Source organism: Allobosea sp. GW821-FHT03A12 (genome assembly GCF_058986765.1).
This window is the reverse complement of record NZ_JBYSVZ010000007.1, coordinates 228,977-245,039: the sequence shown is the minus strand read 5'-3', so window position 1 is coordinate 245,039 and position 16,063 is coordinate 228,977. Positions and strand designations below refer to the sequence as shown.

Here is a 16,063-nt window from a genome sequence, read left to right as displayed (position 1 = left end):
CAGCGTTTCGGCAAAGGAGGCTTCCGATGTCGAAACGGTCGATCGTCATGGTCGCGCTCGGGCTGGCCTTGCTGGCCTCGGTTGCGCTTGCTCAATCCGAAGGCTGGGGCACCGGCTACCAGATGGGCACCTCCTATGCCGGGGTGAGCGGTGCCGACGGGACGCGGCTCACCTTCTATTGCGGGGATCCGGCGGCGGCCCGCGCCAACCCGGCGATCACGAGCGGCCCTTACCTGATCGCCGTCCTGCCCAAGACGCAGCTCAAGGACGCCCTGCCGTCGACGATCGAGATCGTGGCCGACGGCAAGGCGACGCGCGTGCCGGTCACGGCCCAGGCGGGCATTGACGAGGTCGAGCTGACCTGGAAGCCCGATGCGGGCTTCGGGGTCGCGCAGATGGCACCGGTGATAGCTGGTCTGCATGGGGCGAAGCGGATCGAATTGCGGGCCGGCGATGCCGCCATCCTGCTGCCGACCGAGGGCGTGGCGAAGGCCCTGGCGGACGACCCGCTGCAATGTCCGTAGAGGATTGGCCGCTCAGGGCGAATAGCTCGTGCGCTGCATCACCCGCTCCTCGATCGCGCCGACCATGCGGCCATGCTCGGCGGCGCTGCTGTCCTTGATCGCAGACCATTCCGCGTCCTGCATGAAGCGGGCCCAGCTCTGGCGCATGGTCGCCTCGTCCGGCCAGCGCAGCAGGTAGATGAATTCGGTGCGATCCTTCCCCTTGGCCTCCCACATCGCCGCGATGTCGAAGCCATAGGTCTTCATGATGCGGGCGGCGTGGTCGCGGAAGCGGGCGTGGAAGGCATCCTTGTTGCTCTCGAAGATCTCGTAGATGCGCAATTGCTCGATCATGGTCGTGCGTTCCGTCGCTGAGGTCGGGATGGTGAAAAGGGCGGCCGCGGTCAGGGCCGCGGCGATCAGGCCCCATCGTCGCAAGCGGCGTGGCATGGCGAAGACACTCCTGCTGTTGCTGTCGAGGAGAGGCTGCCAGCCGCGATGATCGCGGTAAAATATATTGTTTGTTCTAGTTCGATATGAACTGCATATCGCGCGCAGCCCGCCTGAGCATGGCGAGGAAGTTGTCGCGGGCCAGCGAATGACGCGTCGCGTCCCAGGCGGCGATCAGCTCGATATGGGTCATCTCTGGCGGCGCCTCGACGGCGATCGGCCGGAAGGCGACCCCGGCGCGCGGCATCAGCGCCAAGGAACCTGGGATCAGCGCGACGCCGAGGCCGCTCGCGACCAGGCTGGCGATGGTCTGCATCTGGCGCGCTTCCTGGACGATGCGCGGCGAGAAGCCGGCGAGGCGGCAGAGGCCGATGATCTGGTCGTGGAAGCCGATGCCGAGCTGGCGGGGCGTGCCGATGAAATCGGCGCCGGCGAGAGCGGCGAGGGGGATATTCTGCTCTGCGGCGAGGGTGTGGTCATCCGGAAGCGCAGCCAGGATCGGCTCGCGCAGCAGGGTTTCGCTGGCGAGCTGGGCGACCATGATGCCGGGCTGGCGCATCAGGCCGATATCGGCCTCGCCGGCGGTAATCGCCGCGAGCTGCTCGCCGGTGGTCGCTTCGCGCAGGATAAGCTCGATGCCGGGATACTCGGCGCGAAAGCGGCGCAGCGCCGCCGGCAAGAGGTCATGGGCGGTGCCGACGAAGCCGATCGCGAGGCGGCCAGCCTTGCCGGTGGCGACGGCCTGCGCCTCACGGATGCCCTCATCGAGCTGGGCGAGGATGCGCCGGGCGCTGACGAGAAAGGTCGCGCCGGCCGGCGTCAGCGCGACGCTGCGATTGCTGCGCTCGAACAGCGATAAGCCGAGTGTGTCCTCGAGCTTGCGGATCGCCTGACTGAGCGGCGGCTGCGCCATGTTTAGCCGCTTGGCGGCGCGGTGGAAGTTCAATTCCTCGGCGACGGCGATGAACTGGCGCAGCAGCCGCGTCTCGACCGCAGGCGGCATCAGGCCCGCTCGATATCGGTCTGCGCGAAGTCATCGCCCTTGTAGAGCAGCGGCCAGCCGCGCGATTTCGCCAGCGCATAAGCCGCACAGTCGCCCATGTTCAGCTTGGCGGGATGGCGGCCCTTGCCGAAGCGGCGATAGGCGTCGAAGGCGAGATTGGAGAGATCCTCGTCGAAGGGGATGATCTCGATATTCTCGCGTGCGACGAGGTCCTCGGCAGTCCCAGCGGGCATGCCCTTGCCGAATGTCAGGACGATCTGGGCTTCGAGAAGGTTGACGCTGGTCAGGACACGGGTCCTAGCCGATGCGAGCGCAGCGATGAAGTCCGCGGCTTCGGGCTCCTCCATGACGATCGCCACGATTGCGGAGGTGTCGACGACGAGGTTCACCACATGCCGTTCTCATCATAGCCGATGATGTCGTCCATCTCCTCCTTGGTCATGGAGCGCTCGGCCGGCTTGATGTTGTACTTCTTGTAGAATTCCGCCATCCGCTCGTGAGCAGCAGCGATCCTGCGCGCCTTCTCCTCCTCGGACAATTCGTCCTTGTCGAGCTCGCTCCTGACGGCCATGCGCACGGCTTCGGTCAGACTGAGCCCGCGCCGGCGGGCCAGCTGGCGCACCGCTTTCTCGGTCTCCGGGTCCTTGATGTTGAGCGCCACGGCTTTCTTCCTTTTCTACGATTTTCTTTATCATATGGGGCTTGCTGTGGATATGGACCATAAGCCCGGCATCGGCGGTTTCCGAGGTTGGCAAGCCGGCTCGCAGCAGCCAGATAGGAAGCCATGAAGTTCCCGCCCTCCGTCCTTGAGGAGATCAAGGCGCGGCTGCCTGTCTCGGCGGTCGTGGGCAAGCGCGTGCGCCTCGCCAAGGCCGGCAGGGAATGGAAGGGGCTCTCGCCCTTCAATGCCGAGAAGACGCCGTCCTTCTTCGTCAACGACCAGAAGGGCTCGTTCTTCGATTTTTCCTCCGGCAAGAACGGCGACATCTTCAAATTCGTGATGGAGACCGAGGGGCTGTCCTTCCCGGAGGCGGTCGAGAAGCTCGCCTCCGAGGCCGGCGTCGCCTTGCCGAAGGTCTCCTTCGAGGCGCAGGCGCAGGAAGAAAAGCGCAAGGGGCTGCACGAGGTCGTCGAGCTGGCGGCGCGCTTCTTCGAGGCGGAGCTGCTATCCGAGCGCGGCGGGCTGGCGCGGCGCTATCTCTCGGGGCGCGGGCTGGAAGGGGAGGCGCGCCAGCTCTTCCGCATGGGCTATGCCCCGCCGGACCGATTCGCGCTGCGCGACCATCTCGCCGGCAAAGGCGTCGGGGCCGATGCGATGATGGAGACGGGCCTGTTGGTGCATGGTGAGGAGATCGCCGTGCCCTATGACCGCTTCCGCGACCGGATCATGTTCCCGATCCATGATGCGCGCGGGCGGGTGATCGCCTTCGGTGGCCGGGCGATGAGCGCCGACGTGCCGGCCAAGTACTTGAACTCGCCGGAGACGCCGCTCTTCCACAAGGGCGCGCTGCTGTTCAACCATCACAATGCCCGCAAGGCCGCGCACGACACCGGCCAGGTGATCGTGGTCGAGGGCTATGTCGACGTCATCGCCATGACCCTCGCCGGCTTCCCGCAGGTGGTGGCCCCGCTGGGCACGGCGCTGACCGAGGACCAGCTAGGGCTGCTCTGGCGCATGGCGGGCGAGCCGGTGATCTGCCTCGACGGTGACAAGGCCGGCCGCAAGGCGGCGGGCAGGGCGATCGATCTTGCGTTGCCGCTGCTGGAGCCGGGGCGCTCGCTCTCCTTCGCGCTTTTGCCCGAGGGGCAGGATCCGGACGATCTCGCCCGTTCCGGCGGCAAGCCTGCCGTCGCCGAGGTGATCGGTTCGGCGAAGCCCTTGGTCGACATGCTCTGGGCCCGCGAGTTCGAGGCGAGCCAGCTCGACACGCCCGAGCGCCGCGCCGCCTTCGAGCGCCGGCTGAAGGAGCCGCTCGGCCTGATCCGCGACGAGCCGACGCGCCGGCATTATCGCCGCGAGATCGACGAGCGCCTCGGGCAGCTCTTCGCCCCGCAGCAGCAGGAGCGCTTCGAGGGGCGGCGCCAGAACGGGTTTTCCGGCGGCGGCAATGCACGCGGTGGACGCGGTTTCTCGCGCGGTCAGGACAGGCCGCCGCTTGCGCTGGTGCGGCCGAGCCCGCAGCTCACGAGTTCACCGCTGATGCAGCGCCGTCACGGCGAGAACCCGCGCGAGGCCTTCGTCCTGCTGGCGCTGGCGAGCCATCCGGGTCTCGTCATGCGCTGCGTCGACGAGATTGCCGAGCTGGCGCTCGACGGGACGGCGGCCGAGCGCTTCCGACAGGCGCTGCTCGATGCGGCGATCGACGGGGCCTTCGACGAGGAGGCGTTCGGGCGCCGGCTGGAGCAGGGGCGCGTCGCCGAGGCGCAGGCGGCGCTGCTGGCCGTCACCCAGCCGGCCGAGCGGCTGAAACTGGCGCAAACGGCTGATCCGGAATCGGTTTTTGATTCGATTCGTCAGGCTCTCGTCTTGCATCATCGCGCACGCACGCTACATAGCGAGCTGAAGGCAGCCGAACGCGCATTGGCTGACGAACCAACGGAAGCCAATTTCGCCTGGATGAAGGACGTCAAGGGCCGCCTCGAGACGATCGAGGGGACCGAGGCCAATCCTGAGAAGTGACCAGGCTGGCGCGTTGCTTTCGTCGGCAGAATCGAGGACGGCTTTGAGGATGGTGCACGATTCATCAACGATGGTCGGCGCTATCTGCGGTGGATGAATTGGGTGGGTGCGCGGCAGCGACGGCTGCCGCGGCGCCCTTTTATGCGTCGGAGCCATAGCACCGGCGCGCAAGATGGTGGAGCGCTGATTGATGGCGACCAAAGTGAGCGAGCGGGACAAGTCCGAAGCGGGTTCCCCGGAAGCGCCCCCGAGCACGGACAGCCCGCTCCTCGATCTCACCGATCAGGCCGTCAAGCGGATGATCAAGCTCGCCAAGAAGCGCGGCTATGTCACCTATGACGAATTGAACGAGGTGCTGCCGTCGGAGGAGTTCTCCTCCGAGCAGATCGAGGACGTGCTCGGCCAGCTCAGCGAGCAGGGCATCAACGTCGTCGACAACGAGGATCCGGAAGCGGCCGGCGAAGAGCGCGCCGCCCGCGGCAAGGGCGATGGCGAAGAGGACGAGGCCGAAGGCGGCGATCTCGTCGAGGCCCAGCGCTCGGCGCTGCCGGTCGAGACCAAGCGCAATCTCGAGCCGACCGAGCGCACCGACGATCCCGTGCGCATGTATCTGCGCGAGATGGGCTCGGTCGAGCTGCTCTCGCGCGAGGGCGAGATCGCGATCGCCAAGCGCATCGAGGCCGGCCGCGAGGCGATGATCGCCGGGCTCTGCGAGAGCCCGCTGACCTTCCAGGCGATCATCATCTGGCGCGACGAGTTGATGGAGGGCAAGGTCCTCCTGCGCGACATCATCGACCTCGAAGCGACCTATGCCGGTCCCGACGGCAAGAACCCGGAGCAGATGGCGGCCGAGGGCGAGGAGGGAGCGGAAGCCGAGGAAGCGGCCGAGCCCGGTGCCGAGGGCGCGCCGCCCGAAGGCATGGACGACGACGACATGGAGAACAACGTGTCGCTCTCGGCCATGGAAGCCGAGCTGAAGCCGCGCGTGCTCGAAACCTTCGACTCGATCGCCAGCAACTACACCAAGCTGCGCCGCCTGCAGGACCAGGATATCGCGGGCCGGCTGGAGAACGCCAAGCTCTCGCCGTCGCAGGACCGCAAGTACAAGAAGCTGAAGGACGACATCATCGTTTCGGTGAAGTCGCTCTCGCTCAACAACAACCGCATCGAGGCGTTGGTCGAGCAGCTCTACGACATCAACAAGCGCCTGATCTCGCATGAGACCCGGCTGCTGCGTCTCGCCGAGAGCTACGGCGTCGCCCGCGACGACTTCCTGAAGCAGCATATCGGCGGCGAGCTCGATCCGAAGTGGCTGCTGCGCGTCTCCAAGCTCGGCTCGCGCGGCTGGCGGGAGTTCGTCGCGCAGGAGAAGGACCGGATCAAGGACCTGCGCGAGGACATCCATACGATGGCCTCGGAGACCGGCCTGGAGATCCAGGAGTTCCGCAAGATCGTGCTGATGGTCCAGAAGGGCGAGCGCGAGGCCCGGCAGGCGAAGAAGGAGATGATCGAGGCGAACCTGCGTCTCGTGATCTCGATCGCCAAGAAGTACACCAACCGCGGCCTGCAGTTCCTCGACCTGATCCAGGAAGGCAATATCGGCCTGATGAAGGCGGTCGACAAGTTCGAGTACCGCCGGGGTTATAAGTTCTCGACCTACGCGACCTGGTGGATCCGGCAGGCGATCACCCGTTCGATCGCCGACCAGGCCCGCACGATCCGCATTCCGGTGCACATGATCGAGACGATCAACAAGATCGTCCGGACCTCGCGCCAGATGCTGCACGAGATCGGCCGCGAGCCGACCCCGGAGGAGCTGGCCGAGAAGCTGGCGATGCCGCTGGAGAAGGTGCGCAAGGTCCTGAAGATCGCCAAGGAGCCGATCTCGCTCGAAACGCCGATCGGCGACGAGGAAGACAGCCATCTCGGCGACTTCATCGAGGACAAGAACGCGATACTGCCGATCGACGCGGCGATCCAGAGCAATCTGCGCGAGACCACAACGCGCGTGCTGGCCTCGCTCACCCCGCGCGAGGAGCGCGTGCTGCGCATGCGCTTCGGCATCGGCATGAACACCGACCACACCCTCGAAGAGGTCGGCCAGCAGTTCAGCGTCACCCGCGAGCGCATCCGCCAGATCGAGGCGAAGGCGCTGAGGAAGCTCAAGCATCCGAGCCGTAGCCGGAAGCTCAGGAGCTTCCTGGACAATTGATGCGGAGTTCGAACGGGGCGCTTCAGCGCCCCGTTTCATTTTGGCGAGGCTGGTGCCGTCACCGGCGTCCAGTCGCTCGGGAGCGCCTTAGCGATTGGCCGCCGTGGTCTCGCGATAGTCGTTGATCGCATCCACGATGTCCCAGGCCGCGAAGACGACTGGGACAGCGGCGCCGCCGGCTTTGGCGAGGACGACATTGCGGTTGCGCGCCGCCAGTTCCGCAGTGCGCGTCGCCAGCTGCGTGTTGCCTGCGGCGATACGGCTGGACGCTTTCTCGGCTGCTTTCCGGGTCAGCGTCTGCTGAGCGAGCCGGGCCGACTGCTTGTTGATCTCGCCCTGGACCGAGCGGACGATATTTTCGGCATTCGCCGAGCTGGCGAGAGTCTTGTCGAGCACGCGCTTGGCTCCCGCCCCCGCCAGGTCGCTGGCCTTGGCCTTGCTTTTTTCGATCGCAATCCCCGCGACCTGAGCACCGGCGCCGGCGTCCCAATTCTTGATGACCGAATGGGTGACGGAATGAGCGAGGCCAGCGGTTGCGAACGTCGTCGCCGTTGCGCCAGCGTTGGCTCCGAAGATCATCAGACCGCCGCCGGCGGTCGCTGTGGCGCCGAGCAGACCCGGGGCGACAAATCCGATGCCGACGACGGCTCCGATGGTGGCGACGCCGATCTGAGCGCCAAGCTTGATGGCGGCGAGGTTGTTGATCCCGTCCTGGGTCTCCCGGATGACGTCGTTATTGATGTCCGAGGCATTCCGGTAAAAGTTCTGGATGTCCTTCCGCGCCATGTCGCGCAGCTGCCCCATGGTCGTGACATATCCTTGCGCCGCGCCAGGCCCCTCCTCGGAGAGCTTGCGGACCCAGGCCATGAGATACCGCTCATGGAGTTCGTTCGTGCGCTGTTCGACTTTTTCGGGGGCGCCTTCCTTCACGACGGCGATGCCTGGTGGCTCCTTCCAGAAGAAGACCGTGTAGATTGCGTTGATGACTTTGCTGTCCCGATAGGTCTCCCACTCGATCCTCAGCGATTGCTGGCTGGCGATGACGAGGGCGCAGGAACGAAAGAACCGGCTGACCGTGTTCAGGTCATAAATGATCACTGAAACATTCTTTTGCATGTTTCCGCCTTTGTTGAATGCGGGCCTGCTCCGCATCTCGGGGGCACGCGGGGCCGTTGCATGAGCCCCACGTGAATATTGGTCGCGCGCGATTGGCTTCGACCGCAGGCCGCAGGGCGCCATTGGGCTTTCCAGGCAGCTTTTCGCCTTGGTGTCTCCGCGGACAGGGCGGCTTGAGTCGCCCTGTCCGCGATGATCAGCCGGCCGGCGCGACCAGCATCGCAGTGAGCCGGCGCGCCACCGGCAGGGCCAGCAGCAGCACCGGGAAGGCGATCAGCCAGGACAGGGCCCAGGCAACCGGCCAGCCCTGCAGGAAGGCCAGCGTCGGGCCGAGCACGCGCAGGGTCGAGATCCCCGAGACGATCAGCGTCATCAGGCCCGACAGGATCAACGGGGTGACGAGCGCGCCATAGCGGGCCGGGAGTCTGCAGAAAGGATTCATGGGAACATCCGTAAGGACAGGCTCAGCCGTCATGGCTTTCTGACATCCTGGCGGCGCTGAGCCGGGGGATGCGTTGCCTGACGTGAGACGCTTACGGCCGCCCCTTGGGGACGCAGCGCCGCGCTTACGGCTCGTTTGCGTAGGAGGCAAGCAAAATCGGTCCTGGCCGCCACAGTTCTGCTAAGGTCACCCCGACAATCGGGGTGACCTTGCGGGGTTACCCTTGGAGGAGCAGAGATGGCCGGTATCCCGAGTGCCGACGAGATCGAGGCCGCCAAGGCGGCGCTGCAGGCGAATCTGCCGCCTCAGGCGAAGAAGCAGGAAGAGGAAGGCTCGGGCGCCGGCGAGATCGTCGAAGGCGTTCTCGATCTCGCCAGCAATGTCACGATCGAAGGAGTTGGGGCCGTCGTCGGGGCGGTGGCCGAGGGCGTCGGAACCGTTGTGACCGCGACGGGCGAGGTTGTCGTGAGTGTCATCGGGGGCATCTTCGAGGGGCTGGGCTAGCAAGGCGCCCGAGACAGCGATATCGATGCGGCTCCGGCAGCGTCGCTGGAGCTGGAGTGAAGCTGTGTCCCTCGAATTCCTGCTGACCTCGCTGATCATCGTCGCTTCGCCCGGGACGGGCGCGATCTACACCATCGCCGCCGGGCTGACGCGCGGGGCCAAGGCCAGCCTGCTCGCCTCCTTCGCCTGCACGCTCGGCATCGTGCCGCATCTGATCGCGGCGATGATGGGCCTCGCGGCGCTGCTGCATGCCAGTGCGCTCGCCTTCTCGATCGTCAAATATGCCGGCGTCGCCTATCTGCTCTGGATGGCCTGGCAGACGCTGAAGGAGCAGGGTGCGCTCAGCGTCGAAGCCGCGGCCGACGAGCGCTCTGCCTGGCGCGTGCTGGTCGACGGCTTGGCGCTCAACGTGCTCAATCCGAAGCTCTCGATCTTCTTCGTCGCCTTCCTGCCGCAGTTCATCGCGGCGAACGAGGCGAGCCCGATGGCGCGCATGCTCGAGCTCTCGGGCGTGTTCATGGCGATGACCTTCGTCGTCTTCGCGCTCTACGGCCTGTTCGCCGCGGCGATGCGCGACAAGGTGGTCTCCCGGCCGGCGGTGATGGCGTGGCTGCGGCGCACCTTCGCGGCGGCCTTCGTCGCGCTCGGCGCCAAGCTGGCGCTGACCGAGCGGTAATGAGCGGCCAGCAGAGCCGCCTCGCGATCGAGACGCGCGGGGCGGGACTCTATGAATTCACCGACGCCGTCGCTCGCTTCGTGCGCGAGGCGAGGGGGGATATCGGTTTGCTGACGCTGTTCGTGCGCCATACCTCCTGCTCGCTGCTGATCCAGGAGAATGCCGATCCGGACGTACAGCGCGACTTGTCCGCCTTCTTCGCGCGCCTCGTGCCGGCGGCGGACGATCCGGCAATGGCCTACCTCACCCATCGCGCCGAGGGCCCGGACGATATGCCGGCTCATATCAAGGCGGCGGTGCTGCCGGTCTCGCTGTCGATCCCGGTGAGCGGTGGCCGGCTCGCGCTCGGCACCTGGCAGGGCATCTACCTGTTCGAGCACCGGACCAGCCCGCACCGGCGCGAGGTCGTGCTGCATCTGGCCTGAGCCGTCAGCCGTCCTTGGGCTGGACGAGCAGTCGCATGAAGGTGCCGTAGCAGTCGTGCAGATCCTGCGGCGACAGGCCAAGATCGAGCTGCTGGAAGCCGATATAGGCGGCGTATTCGACGCGGGCGAGTGCGAGGGCTTCCTGCGGCGTGAAGCGCCCGCTCTCGCCCTGGAGCCTCTCCAGATAGGCGATGCGCTCACGATCGACCTCGGCGCAGGTCGCGGCTACGCCGGCGTCGAGCTGGGCGAGGCGGCGCATGCCCTGCTCGACGCGAAAGTCGAGGGAAAGCGCCATCCGATCGAGCGCGATCAGCCGGTCTTGGGCTGTCTCATCCTTGTCGGCCTGCTGCATCAGTTGCAGCGTATGAGTCTCGCGCCAATGCCCGGCGAGCGCGGCGAGATAGGCCTCGATCGCCGGGAAATGCGCATAGAACGAACCCTTGGTCTTGCCGGCACGGCGGCAGAGCGCCTCGATCGTCAGCCCTGCCGGCCCCTGCTCGGCGAGGGCAGCGAGGCCGAGCGCGAGCCAGTCGCTCAGGCGGAAGCGGCGCGGGGCAGGGGAGGTCACTGCCACAGGCCGATCGTGCCGCTCACCGTGATCGCGGCGAACAGCGCCCATTGCGGGAAATGCGCGATGCGCAGGCGAAACAGGCCGATCATGCCGAGGCTCCAGAGGCAGAACAATGCCGCGCCGGCAGTGGCGAAGAGGGCGAGGTCGCGGCTGCCCTGGCCGGTCGCGACGAGGCCGAAGGCGAGCGCCAGCGCGGCGAGCACGATCGTCACCAGATGCCAGCAATAATACATGGTGAATTTCGGCACGGCGTGCAGCCGCTCGGCCGCGAGCAAAGGCGCGGCGACATGCCGGCCCCCGAGAACTGCGTGGATCAAGGTCGTGGCAGCCGCGAGTGCGGCAGCAAGGGTGAGCCAAGCGTTCATGGGCACCTCGTGATTAATACAGTACTGTATGGTATTATTTATGGAGAAAGCAAGCCGCTACCTGTCACGGGCGGTTGCGAGGGAGGGAAGGGCAAAGCTGGGAGCCGCGCGGACGCGGATGCACGGAGGTACCGTCGTTCACCGCCCGGCGTAATATTCGGGCTCGGGCGGCGGCTCCCAGGACTGGCCGGTGGCGATCAGGCAGCTGATGCCGTCGGGCAAGGTCGCGAACACGGTGAAGGAGCCGTTCGGGGAAGCGAAGAGCTCGATCACGCTGCCGTTCGCGGCGAGGCCGTAGCCGATCCGGCGCTCGCCATAAAGTTCGTGCAGCTGCGTCGTCGCCTTGCCGCGCTCGGCGCAGGGGACGCCGGCGGATACCTGCGCCTGGACTGCGCCGGACGACAGCGGCAAGGCCAGCAGGATCGGCAGGCAGGATTTGAGGAAGCGCGTCATGGCTGCTCCTGCGACAGAGCGGGCCAAGGCGGGCACGACAGGTGGACGGGCTCGGCTTTTTCGCCCTGTCTGACTAGGACATGGTGACGCAGGCGCTGTTGCGCCAGAGGCGAGGATCGCGATGGAGGATTCCTCGGATGCCGAGGTCGGTTGCCCTTCTCACGCCCGGCCTCTTGGCCAAGCCGCCCGCATCTGCGCTATACAGCGCCGGTCACACGGAGCGCGCCATGTCCTTCCTCAAATCCCTGTTCGGCCGCAAGGAGGCCAAGCCCGCCGGTCCGGCCGGGCCGCTGAAGAGCATCGAGTACAAGGGCTTCACCATCTATGCGACGCCGTTTCCCGAAGGCGGGCAGCAGCAATTGTCCGGGGTGATCGAGAAGGAGATCGACGGTGAGGTGAAGAGCCATCGCTTCATCCGGGCCGACCGCTTCCCGGGCGCCGAGGAGGCGGCCGACTTCGCCATCGTCAAGGCTCGGCAGCTGATCGACGAGCAGGGCGAACGCCTGTTCAAATAGGATTTTGGGTAATCCTTGTCCTGTCCATCGAAGTTGTTTCGAAAATCATCAGTTAGTATTGGTTCAAAATTTTAAAACTGCGCATCCATTACGGTTTCCTTGGGAAACTGCGCAAATTTGAGTCAAATAATACGACGGGCGATGCCGCTCTCCATACCTTAAGAGAGTGGCTATTGCGCTGCGGCATTGGATTCGGCTACGCCATTTAAAACTTTATTCGGTTTTTGCCGCTTTGATGCCATCACGTTGTTCGCCGTGTCGAGACCGTCCGCATGCCTCCCAATTCCCCCGGCAACCAAGAGCCGGACGAGCCTTCGGGTGTGCAGGCCGGCGCCGCCGATGACGGCTGGTTCCGGGAGGTCGTGGCACAGCTGCCGCTCGCGCTCTATGCGACGGATGCCGATGGGTATGTGACCTATTTCAATCAGGCGGCGGCGCGGCTGGTGGGGCGGCAGCCGCAGCTCGGGCAGGATCGCTGGTGCATCGCCCACCGCCTCTTCCAGCTCGACGGCTCGCCCCTGGCGCATGAGGACTGCCCGCTGGCGCTGGCTTTGCGCGAGCGGCGCGCAGTTCGCGGCATCGAGGCGCTGGCCGAGCGGCCCGATGGCAGCCGCGTCCGCTTCATGCCGCTGCCGACGCCGCTCTACGATTCACAAGGCGAGCTCACCGGCGCCGTCAATGTGATGGTCGACGTCAGCAGCGGACCGCAGGCCGGGTTCGACGCGGTCTCGTCCGGTCATCACCTTGCCGAAGATCTCGCGGCCGCGATCGCGCAGAAGCAATTGCATCTGCACTACCAGCCGGTGTTCTCGGCGGCCGGCACCCTGACGGGCTTCGAGGCGCTGGCGCGCTGGGTCCATCCCGAGCGCGGCGTGGTCCCGCCCTCCGAATTCATCCCGGCGGCGGAAGAGAGCGGGCTGATCCTGCCGCTGGCGCGCGAGCTGCTGTGCCAGGCCTGTACCGAGGCGGCGAGCTGGGCCAAGGCGCTGCGCATCGCCGTCAATGTCTCGCCGCTGCAGTTCCGCCATGGCGACCTGCCGGCGCTGATCGACGAGGTGCTGCTCGAGACCGGGCTGGAGCCGGAGCGGCTCGAGCTCGAGATCACCGAAGGGGTGATGATCACCGATTTCGACCGGACGATGCTGGTGCTGCACCGGATCAAGGCGCTCGGCGTGCGCATCGCGCTCGACGATTTCGGGACGGGCTATTCCTCGCTCTCCTATCTGCACATGTTCCCGCTCTCGACGCTGAAGATCGACCGCAGCTTCGTCGCCAATCTCGGCGTCGCCTCGGAGGCGGCGGCGATCACCCGCGCCGTCATCGCGCTCGGCCATGCGCTCGACATCGAGGTGGTGGCCGAGGGTGTCGAGACGCGCGAACAGCTCGACTTCCTGATCGACGAAGGCTGCAACTACATGCAGGGCTACATGCTCGGGCGGCCGCTGCCCGCCGAGCAATATGCCGACCTGACCGGCCGCAAGGGCTGAGTCGGAGCACGCTGTTTCGGACGGAACGATGCCGTCTTTCCGGGACATCGCGCAGCGATGGGCCCGGAATCCAGAGCCGATGCGGGTCTTGATGATGGTGCCGAGGCCGATGTGCTTTCGCGGCTACGGTGTTGGTTCTGGATTCCGGGCTCAGGCCTGTCGGCCTGCCCGGGAAAGACGGTTCGACAATTCGGCGAGCAGGGCCTCGCCGCTCCAGCTCGTCTCGCCTTGTTCCGCGGCCTTGATCAGCGCGATCAGGCGCGCGTTCACCGGTGCCTGCCGCCCGAGCCGCTGCGCCAGCCCGACCACCTCGCCATTGATCCAGTCGACCTCGGTCGGACGCCCGGCTGCGAGATCGTCGGCCATGGAGGAGCGCGCCGATGGGTCGATCGCCAGCATCTTGCGGGCTAGCCGCGCGAACAGCGCATCGGGCAGGCGCAGCAGCGCCGGGATCCAGCCTGCCGGCAGCGGCGTCAGCCGGGCAGGGCGGATACCGGCCTCATTCAGCAGGGCTAGCGCTTCGGCCTGGGCGAGGGCGAGGCAGCGGCGATAGCCGCGCTGCGCCAGCTCCTGGTGCAAGGGCAGGCCGGAGAGGGCGTTGACGGCGTTGTTGAGGTTGAGGAGCAGCTTGGCCCATTGCACCGGCGGCATGTCGCGGTGCCGACGCAAGGCGAAGCCGGCACCGGCGAAATCGGCGAGGAACGGCGCGAGTGCGGAGGAATCCTCGACCTCCGGTTCGCCCTCGGAAGCCTGATGGAAGGCGCCGGGACCGCGCTTCACGACATTGAACGGCACCATGCCGGCGAGGACGCTGCAGCCGGGAAGGGCGGCGCGCAGCGTTTGCGCATTGCCGATGCCGTTCTGGAAGCTGATCACCACTGCACTTGGGCTGACCACACCGGCCAACTCGGCCGCGGCCTGCGCGGTGGCGCCGGATTTCACCGTGACGAGGATCAGTTCGGCGCTCGCGGCCGCGTCCGGCCCGGGCGAGAAGGCGATCGCCTCCGGCAGAACGCGCCAGTCGCGCCCGTCATAATGCGTCAGCGTCAGGCCATGCCGGCGAAGCTCCTCGCCAATGCCGGGACGGCCTATGAAGCCGACCTCGGTGCCAGCAGCAGCGAGCCGTCCGCCAAGATAGCAGCCGATCGCGCCGGCGCCGTAGATACAGATCCTGGCCATCGCGCCTCCCGCTGGTGCCGAGCATGCCTGCCCTGTAGGGCGATGCAAATAGCTCGGGGCATGCAAGATGACCCCACATCCGCGCCGCATCGGCCCGCCGCCCATGCGCTTGTGGCGAACCCTCGCGCTGCCTAATGCTCGGGCAGAGAGAATTTCGTTCTCCGCTGATGCCGGCGAGGAAACATGAACGCCCAGGATGCGCGCTACGCGCCGGATTCTCCTTACGCCTGGATGAGGCTGGCGCTCGCCCTCCTGGTCGGCACGATCGCCTGCGTCGGCTCCTGGTCGGCGGTGGTGGTGGTGACGTCGGTGCAGCAGCAGTTCGGCGTGATGCGCGCCGACGCCTCGCTGCCCTATACCTGCGCCATGATCGGCTTCGGCATCGGCAACATCGCCATGGGCCGGCTCGCCGACCGCACCGGCATTGCCGTGCCGATCGTGCTGGGGGCGCTGCTGCTCGGCAGCGGCTACGCGCTCGCCTCGGTCGCCGGCTCGCTCTGGCAGTTCGCGCTGGCGCATGGCTTCCTGATCGGGCTCGGCGCCGCCACCGGCTTCTCGCCGCTGATCGCCGATCTCTCGCACTGGTTCCGGCGCTATCGTGGCCTCGCCGTCGTGTTCGGCGCGTCGGGCAGCTATTTCGCCGGCATGTTCTGGCCACAGCTGATCAACTGGGGCGTCCAGACCCATGGTCTGCGCACCACGCATCTGTGGCTCGGCATCGCCTGCCTGGTGGTGATGCTGCCGCTGGCGCCATTCTTCCGGCGCCGGCCGAACGCGGCGAGCATCGCGGCCGCCGAGGCGACCAGCGCCGGCGCGCGCGGCAGCCTAGGGCTGTCGCCGAACCAGCTGCAGCTGCTCCTGGTCGTGGCCGGCTTCTGCTGCTGCGTCGCGATGTCGATGCCGCAGGTCCATATCGTCGCCTATTGCAGCGACCTCGGCTACGGCGTCGCCCGCGGCGCCGAGATGCTGAGCGTGATGATGGCGCTCGGCGTCGTCAGCCGGATCTCGTCCGGCTTCGTCGCCGACAGGATCGGCGGCACGATGACGCTGGTCCTGTCCTCGCTGATGCAGGGCATGGCGCTCTTCCTCTATCTCTGGTTCGACGGGCTGAGCTCGCTCTTCATCGTCACGGCCATATTCGGCCTGTTCCAGGGCGGGATCGTGCCGATGTATGCGGTGGTGATCCGCGATTACATGCCGCCGCGCGAGGCCGGCATGCGCATCGGCGTGGTCATGTCTGCGACGATCTTCGGCATGGCCTTCGGCGGCTGGGTTTCCGGGCTGATCTTCGACATGACCGCGTCCTACCGGCTCGCCTTCCTCAACGGCCTCGCCTGGAACCTGATCAACCTCTCGATCGTCTGCTGGCTGATGCTGAAGGCGCGGCCGAAGCTGGCGGCGGCGTGACGCGATCCGTCATCGCGAGCCCCCGGGTCTTGCCTTCGGCAAGCCCGAGGACAGGCTCCGCGAAGCAATCCAGGG

The 16,063-nt window shown here is 66.5% G+C and carries 19 protein-coding genes; 9 read left to right on the top strand and 10 right to left on the bottom strand.

Annotated elements, in window-relative coordinates:
* Positions 1-26: 26 nt before the first annotated feature.
* Entirely contained in the window at positions 27-524 is a 498-nt protein-coding gene (locus tag AC3WLC_RS26430) for a YfjT/YkfB family phage-associated protein (protein WP_493686874.1), read from the top strand.
* A 12-nt stretch (positions 525-536) separates the two neighbouring features.
* On the opposite strand, the gene AC3WLC_RS26425 is transcribed toward AC3WLC_RS26430, so the two are convergent.
* The 4 genes from AC3WLC_RS26425 to AC3WLC_RS26410 all read right to left on the bottom strand — a co-directional run bounded on the left by AC3WLC_RS26425 (position 537) and on the right by AC3WLC_RS26410 (position 2,617).
* A complete protein-coding gene (locus AC3WLC_RS26425) occupies positions 537-953 on the bottom strand; it encodes an NIPSNAP family protein (RefSeq protein WP_493686873.1) in 417 nt (138 codons plus the stop codon).
* A gap of 76 nt (positions 954-1,029) precedes the next feature.
* On the bottom strand, positions 1,030-1,956 hold the full coding sequence (locus tag AC3WLC_RS26420; RefSeq protein ID WP_493686872.1) for a LysR substrate-binding domain-containing protein: 927 nt from the start codon (positions 1,954-1,956) through the stop codon (positions 1,030-1,032).
* Positions 1,956-2,348 carry a type II toxin-antitoxin system VapC family toxin gene (locus AC3WLC_RS26415; RefSeq protein ID WP_493686871.1) on the bottom strand — a complete coding sequence of 131 codons (393 nt, stop codon included), beginning with the start codon at positions 2,346-2,348 and terminating at the stop codon, positions 1,956-1,958. The genes AC3WLC_RS26420 and AC3WLC_RS26415 overlap by 1 nt, the downstream gene beginning before the upstream one ends.
* A complete protein-coding gene (locus AC3WLC_RS26410) occupies positions 2,342-2,617 on the bottom strand; it encodes a type II toxin-antitoxin system VapB family antitoxin (protein WP_493686870.1) in 276 nt (91 codons plus the stop codon). Before AC3WLC_RS26410 ends, AC3WLC_RS26415 begins: the two co-directional genes overlap by 7 nt.
* Positions 2,618-2,740: 123 nt before the next feature.
* Between AC3WLC_RS26410 and dnaG the strand changes: the two genes are divergently transcribed.
* Entirely contained in the window at positions 2,741-4,636 is a 1,896-nt protein-coding gene (gene dnaG / locus AC3WLC_RS26405) for a DNA primase (RefSeq protein ID WP_493686869.1), read from the top strand.
* Positions 4,637-4,826: 190 nt separating this feature from the next.
* Positions 4,827-6,848 carry an RNA polymerase sigma factor RpoD gene (gene rpoD, locus AC3WLC_RS26400; protein WP_493686868.1) on the top strand — a complete coding sequence of 674 codons (2,022 nt, stop codon included), beginning with the start codon at positions 4,827-4,829 and terminating at the stop codon, positions 6,846-6,848.
* A gap of 87 nt (positions 6,849-6,935) precedes the next feature.
* Here the strand turns inward: rpoD and AC3WLC_RS26395 are convergent, their stop codons facing one another.
* Positions 6,936-7,964 carry a hypothetical protein gene (locus tag AC3WLC_RS26395; protein WP_493686867.1) on the bottom strand — a complete coding sequence of 343 codons (1,029 nt, stop codon included), beginning with the start codon at positions 7,962-7,964 and terminating at the stop codon, positions 6,936-6,938.
* A 196-nt stretch (positions 7,965-8,160) separates the two neighbouring features.
* Positions 8,161-8,406 carry a DUF2798 domain-containing protein gene (locus AC3WLC_RS26390; RefSeq protein ID WP_493686866.1) on the bottom strand — a complete coding sequence of 82 codons (246 nt, stop codon included), beginning with the start codon at positions 8,404-8,406 and terminating at the stop codon, positions 8,161-8,163.
* A 237-nt stretch (positions 8,407-8,643) separates the two neighbouring features.
* Here AC3WLC_RS26390 and AC3WLC_RS26385 point away from each other — a divergent pair, with 237 nt between their 5' ends.
* The 3 genes from AC3WLC_RS26385 to AC3WLC_RS26375 all read left to right on the top strand — a co-directional run bounded on the left by AC3WLC_RS26385 (position 8,644) and on the right by AC3WLC_RS26375 (position 10,011).
* Positions 8,644-8,910: a hypothetical protein gene (locus AC3WLC_RS26385; RefSeq protein ID WP_493686865.1), complete on the top strand. Its 267-nt coding sequence runs from the start codon at positions 8,644-8,646 to the stop codon at positions 8,908-8,910.
* Between the two features lie 64 nt (positions 8,911-8,974).
* On the top strand, positions 8,975-9,586 hold the full coding sequence (locus AC3WLC_RS26380; protein WP_091842785.1) for a LysE family translocator: 612 nt from the start codon (positions 8,975-8,977) through the stop codon (positions 9,584-9,586).
* Positions 9,586-10,011 carry a secondary thiamine-phosphate synthase enzyme YjbQ gene (locus AC3WLC_RS26375; RefSeq protein WP_493686864.1) on the top strand — a complete coding sequence of 142 codons (426 nt, stop codon included), beginning with the start codon at positions 9,586-9,588 and terminating at the stop codon, positions 10,009-10,011. The genes AC3WLC_RS26380 and AC3WLC_RS26375 overlap by 1 nt, the downstream gene beginning before the upstream one ends.
* A gap of 4 nt (positions 10,012-10,015) precedes the next feature.
* On the opposite strand, the gene AC3WLC_RS26370 is transcribed toward AC3WLC_RS26375, so the two are convergent.
* From AC3WLC_RS26370 to AC3WLC_RS26360, 3 genes are all read right to left on the bottom strand, one after another.
* The gene (locus tag AC3WLC_RS26370; protein WP_493686863.1) at positions 10,016-10,585 is read right to left on the bottom strand and encodes a TetR/AcrR family transcriptional regulator; all 570 of its coding nucleotides are present in this window, start codon (positions 10,583-10,585) and stop codon (positions 10,016-10,018) included.
* On the bottom strand, positions 10,576-10,947 hold the full coding sequence (locus tag AC3WLC_RS26365; RefSeq protein ID WP_493686862.1) for a hypothetical protein: 372 nt from the start codon (positions 10,945-10,947) through the stop codon (positions 10,576-10,578). Before AC3WLC_RS26365 ends, AC3WLC_RS26370 begins: the two co-directional genes overlap by 10 nt.
* A gap of 138 nt (positions 10,948-11,085) precedes the next feature.
* Positions 11,086-11,400, bottom strand: a complete 315-nt coding sequence (locus tag AC3WLC_RS26360) for a hypothetical protein (protein WP_493686861.1) — start codon at positions 11,398-11,400, stop codon at positions 11,086-11,088.
* Between the two features lie 227 nt (positions 11,401-11,627).
* On the opposite strand from AC3WLC_RS26360, the gene AC3WLC_RS26355 reads away from it, so the two are divergent.
* Together AC3WLC_RS26355 and AC3WLC_RS26350 are read left to right on the top strand one after the other, a co-directional pair.
* Positions 11,628-11,915 carry an HlyU family transcriptional regulator gene (locus AC3WLC_RS26355; RefSeq protein ID WP_493686860.1) on the top strand — a complete coding sequence of 96 codons (288 nt, stop codon included), beginning with the start codon at positions 11,628-11,630 and terminating at the stop codon, positions 11,913-11,915.
* A 272-nt stretch (positions 11,916-12,187) separates the two neighbouring features.
* Positions 12,188-13,402 (top strand): putative bifunctional diguanylate cyclase/phosphodiesterase, encoded by a 1,215-nt coding sequence (locus AC3WLC_RS26350; RefSeq protein ID WP_493686859.1) that lies wholly within the window; start codon positions 12,188-12,190, stop codon positions 13,400-13,402.
* A gap of 150 nt (positions 13,403-13,552) precedes the next feature.
* On the opposite strand, the gene AC3WLC_RS26345 is transcribed toward AC3WLC_RS26350, so the two are convergent.
* Positions 13,553-14,581: a 2-dehydropantoate 2-reductase gene (locus AC3WLC_RS26345; RefSeq protein WP_493686858.1), complete on the bottom strand. Its 1,029-nt coding sequence runs from the start codon at positions 14,579-14,581 to the stop codon at positions 13,553-13,555.
* Between the two features lie 183 nt (positions 14,582-14,764).
* On the opposite strand from AC3WLC_RS26345, the gene AC3WLC_RS26340 reads away from it, so the two are divergent.
* Positions 14,765-15,988: an MFS transporter gene (locus AC3WLC_RS26340; RefSeq protein WP_493686857.1), complete on the top strand. Its 1,224-nt coding sequence runs from the start codon at positions 14,765-14,767 to the stop codon at positions 15,986-15,988.
* Positions 15,989-16,063: the final 75 nt, after the last annotated feature.